This is a genomic window from Cupriavidus sp. 05N40, from assembly GCF_056397305.1.
In genome coordinates this window covers 1-3,817 of sequence record NZ_JBFTND010000365.1, presented here as the reverse complement: position 1 = coordinate 3,817, position 3,817 = coordinate 1, and the positions used below count along the sequence as shown (strand labels likewise).

5 protein-coding genes are annotated in these 3,817 nt (G+C 57.0%); 4 read left to right on the top strand and 1 reads right to left on the bottom strand.

From position 1 onward, the window contains the following. The 4 genes from AC1DO7_RS40115 to AC1DO7_RS40100 form a co-directional block, all read left to right on the top strand. The coding region (locus tag AC1DO7_RS40115; RefSeq protein ID WP_477117483.1) for a class II aldolase/adducin family protein at positions 1-602 on the top strand (602 nt) is incomplete at its 5' end. A gap of 73 nt (positions 603-675) precedes the next feature. Further along, a complete protein-coding gene (locus AC1DO7_RS40110) occupies positions 676-1,161 on the top strand; it encodes a thiamine pyrophosphate-binding protein (RefSeq protein WP_441620403.1) in 486 nt (161 codons plus the stop codon). Positions 1,162-1,458: 297 nt separating this feature from the next. Then, on the top strand, positions 1,459-1,962 hold the full coding sequence (locus AC1DO7_RS40105; protein ID WP_441620402.1) for a hypothetical protein: 504 nt from the start codon (positions 1,459-1,461) through the stop codon (positions 1,960-1,962). Further along, positions 1,962-2,210: a thiamine pyrophosphate-dependent enzyme gene (locus tag AC1DO7_RS40100; protein WP_441620400.1), complete on the top strand. Its 249-nt coding sequence runs from the start codon at positions 1,962-1,964 to the stop codon at positions 2,208-2,210. Before AC1DO7_RS40105 ends, AC1DO7_RS40100 begins: the two co-directional genes overlap by 1 nt. Positions 2,211-2,914: 704 nt before the next feature. On the opposite strand, the gene AC1DO7_RS40095 is transcribed toward AC1DO7_RS40100, so the two are convergent. Next, the coding region (locus AC1DO7_RS40095; protein ID WP_477117482.1) for a tripartite tricarboxylate transporter substrate binding protein at positions 2,915-3,817 on the bottom strand (903 nt) is incomplete at its 5' end.

The window sequence follows — 3,817 nt, the reverse complement described above, 5'->3', positions numbered from 1 at the left end:
TCAATGCATATGGGTATATGTACGATGAGATCACCGCGTCCAACCTGATCAAAATCGATATCCAAGGGAATGTGATCCGCAATGCCAATCCTGACTATGGGATCAACCAAGCTGGTTACGTTATCCATAGCGCTGTGCACAAGGCGCGCCAGGATGTTCAATGTGTTCTGCACACGCACACACGCGCGGGCATGGCGATCTCCAGCCTAAAGTGCGGACTACTTCCGCTGACTCAGACTGCGATGCGATTCGCGAAGATTGCATACCACGACTATGAGAGCGTCGCCTTGGATTTGAGCGAGCGTGAGCGGTTGGTTGCCGATTTAGGCGATCGGGATGCCATGGTGCTCAGGAATCATGGTCTGCTTGCCGTGGGACCAACTATCGCTCAGACCTTCAACACCATTTACTGGTTGGAGATGGCGTGCAAGGCTCAGGTCGACGCCCAGGGTTGCAACAGCGAATTGTATTACCCGCCCCAGGAAGTGATCGAGAAAACGCATCATCTCTATCGGCCGACAACGCGCAGGCCTTACGGCGAGATGGAGTGGGCCGCGATGCTTCGTCTAGTGGACCGCAAGGATCCGAGCTACAAGCTGTAGTTTGGGTCTGGCGCTTGGACTTGCCCGACGCGGCAAGCAAACGTCCATTGGCATTTTTCATCTAATCTACGTCATGCCCAAGCAGTACACGAACGGACGCAGCGCCTTCCTCCAACTCCTATTGAATGAAGGTGTGACACACTTATTCGGCAATCCCGGCACGACCGAATTGGCAATCATGGAGGCAGTACCGAGCTTCCCGGATCTGAGGTATGTGCTGGGATTGCAGGAGTCTGTTGTCTTGGGTATGGCCGACGGATATGCGCGCGCGTCGGGAAGACTTACCGCATGCAACCTTCATTGCACCCCGGGTTTGGGGCACGCGATGGGCGCGTTGTACAACGCCAAATTCTCAGGCTCGCCAATCATTGTTACCGCCGGACAATATGAGATTGGATATGGACTCACAGAGCCTCTACTCTACAAGCCCTTGGTTCCGATCGCCCAGCCGCTGGTGAAGTGGGCGGTCGAGGTCCAACGGGCCGAAGACCTACCCAGAATCGTCCATCGAGCAGCGAAGATCGCGCTAGCGCCCCCCAACGGGCCCTGTCTTCACTAGCTTGCCCGGCAGTATCCTCGACGAAGAGGCGGAGCTCGATATGGGAGCCGTCTCTCGTGTCGAACTCGGCACCCGTCCATCTGATGCGTTGGCGGGGAGGTTAGCCTTGCGCATTCTGACGGCGCGGCGTCCGGTGATACTGGCGGGCAAGGAGTTGTCCGACTGAGAAGCATTTGAGGAGGCGGAGGAGTTCGCCGAATTTATCGGGGCCGCGGTTTATCAGGAACCTGTGCCCTACAACACTAGGTTCCCCGCAGAGCATCCGAACCATGTTGGTGTATCCGGAAGCAGGAGCTGGTGAGGGCCACGTTGTCGGAGTACGACCTCTTGATATGCCTCCGAGCTGATCTGCTCCGCATGTCTCCATATGGCGCGATCGAGCCATTGCCCGAAAGCCTTCCGGTCATCCACCTTTCCGAGCGTCAGTGGGAGTTGGGGAAAAACTATGCGACTGATATCGCGGTCTGTGCGGACGTCAAGGAGACTTTGAGAGCTCTGCTTGATGGGTTGCGTGCGGGAAGCAACCAAGCCTACATCGATCAAGCAAAGGAGCGCAACGCGCAGTTGGCCTCGATGAACTGGAGCGTGAAGCGAGCACGAAAAGCCGAGGCCCTCCGAAGGCTGGCCGATCAGGTGCCGATCCATCAAGACTATCTGATGCTCCAGATTAGCGAAGTCTTGCCGCAGAACGCGATCCTTGTTGAGGAAGCTCTGACGTCAGCACCCGCGTTGGCTTCGGTTCTCAAGTCCAATGATTCACGAAGCTACTATGGCCTTGCCAGCGGCGGCCTTTCGTCGTAGTGAACAACCGGAGCTATCGTATTGTCAAGGAGCGGCCGCAAGCTCTCCGGGGTATGGACCACTTCGTGGCGATGGACATGACGGATCCGCCGATCGATTTCGTGCGTGTCGCGACGGGCTTGGGAGTCCACGCCAAGCGTATCTCAGACCCGTCGGCAATTGAAGCGGAGCTTCTTGCCGCTGTAAACTCCGGCGGCCCGTCGCTGCTTGAGATCATCGTGGACGATGGCTTCGCCAGTAAGAAGTGAACGACGTACGGAGCTTACACCACTGCAGAGACATCACTGTCGAGATTATCGGTACCGGTTACATGGCTCGCCGCCTCCGATGCGAGGAAGGCTATCAGAATAGTAGCTTCTTCCGCTTGGCCGAGACGGCGTTCCGGCGCGTATCAGCCGCTCCATAGCTATACTGCTGCGCGGTTGCGCCTGTGGTTACGCAACAAGTACAAGGTCATGCGTGGTAGGGGTGGGAACTCCACCCTCGTAGTCTATGGGCACTTCGGTCCCGTTCGTCTGTCGGGTCCTTGGCTGTAGCTTGCCGTGGTCGAAGGGGTGATGCCTTGTCCGGAGAGCGCATTGCGGGAAATCCGCACGACGGGTTCGATGAGCGGCGTATGAAAACGGAACCATGGTGAGGTTACTTGGGCATCGCCGGACGAAAGGGTTGCAACAGACGACCTGAACCTATCGCCACCGCGTCGACTCTACCGTCTGAAGAGACGACTGCCAACCCATGGCGCTGAGATCGACTTTCATACTCCTCGCTATGTGGCCGAGCACCCGAGCCCCTGTTGGGGAAACCGCGAGGCTTCTTATGCCAGCACATCGTGGCTTGCCGGCGCCGTTGGCGGCGACGCCGCCACATGCTTAGCCATCCATTCTGGGAGGGAAATGCAGAGCCTAGCGGCGTTTGTGCGGCGTTCGGGACGGTGTCGTGCGTTAGCTGGGGGCTACTCAGCCGTGAGTTTTCCCTGCTTGATCAAGGCAGCGGCGACTTCTTCCTCGGCCTTCAGGATCTGATCGAAGCGCTGGCCGTTGCCGTAATACGCGCCACTTCCCATTTCAAGCAACATCGCCGCGAATTGCGGGTCCGATACAACTTTCTCCACAGCCTTGCTCAGGATTGCCACCACGTCGGGGGGTGTCTGCTTGGGAGCCAGAATGCCGATATAGGTGCTGGCATCAAATTCTGGCACGCCGACTTGCTTCAAAGTTGGGATCGAGGGCATCGCCGCTGCTGGCGACGGACCACAAACCACAAGCGCTTTGAGATTACCCGACTTCAAATGCTGCAGCGAACTGCTTATTTGATCAAATATCACATCGATCTGACCAGAGATGAGGTCGATTAGCGCGGGACCCATGCCCTTGTAACCCACAAAACCTAGATGGACGTTTGCAGCACTTTCGAATTGCAGCCCGGCGAGATGATTAGGAGAGCCGGCGCCGGCATGTCCCACATTTAGTTTTCCTGGGTGTGCGCGGGCATACGCTAAGAACTCTTCGAAGTTCTTAAATCGAGTGTCACTCCTTCGCACCACCAATACGATTGCGGTCCTGCTGACGACTCCGATCGAAGTAAAGTCCGAGAGCTTGTAGGGGGTCTTGAGCAACTGCGGCACCGTAGCCACCTGCGCAGGTGTCGCACTCAGCAATGTGTAGCCATCGGGTTTTGCCCGGGCAACGAGACTTGCACCTATTGACCCRGATCCTCCAGAATTGTTGACAACCACGATTGTCTGCCCCAGCAATTTCCCGAGAGGGGTTCCTAGCGATCGCGTGACAAGATCGAGATTCCCGCCTGGCGAAAATGGCACGACCAAGGTGACGGGCTTAGATGGGAAAAGCTCTTT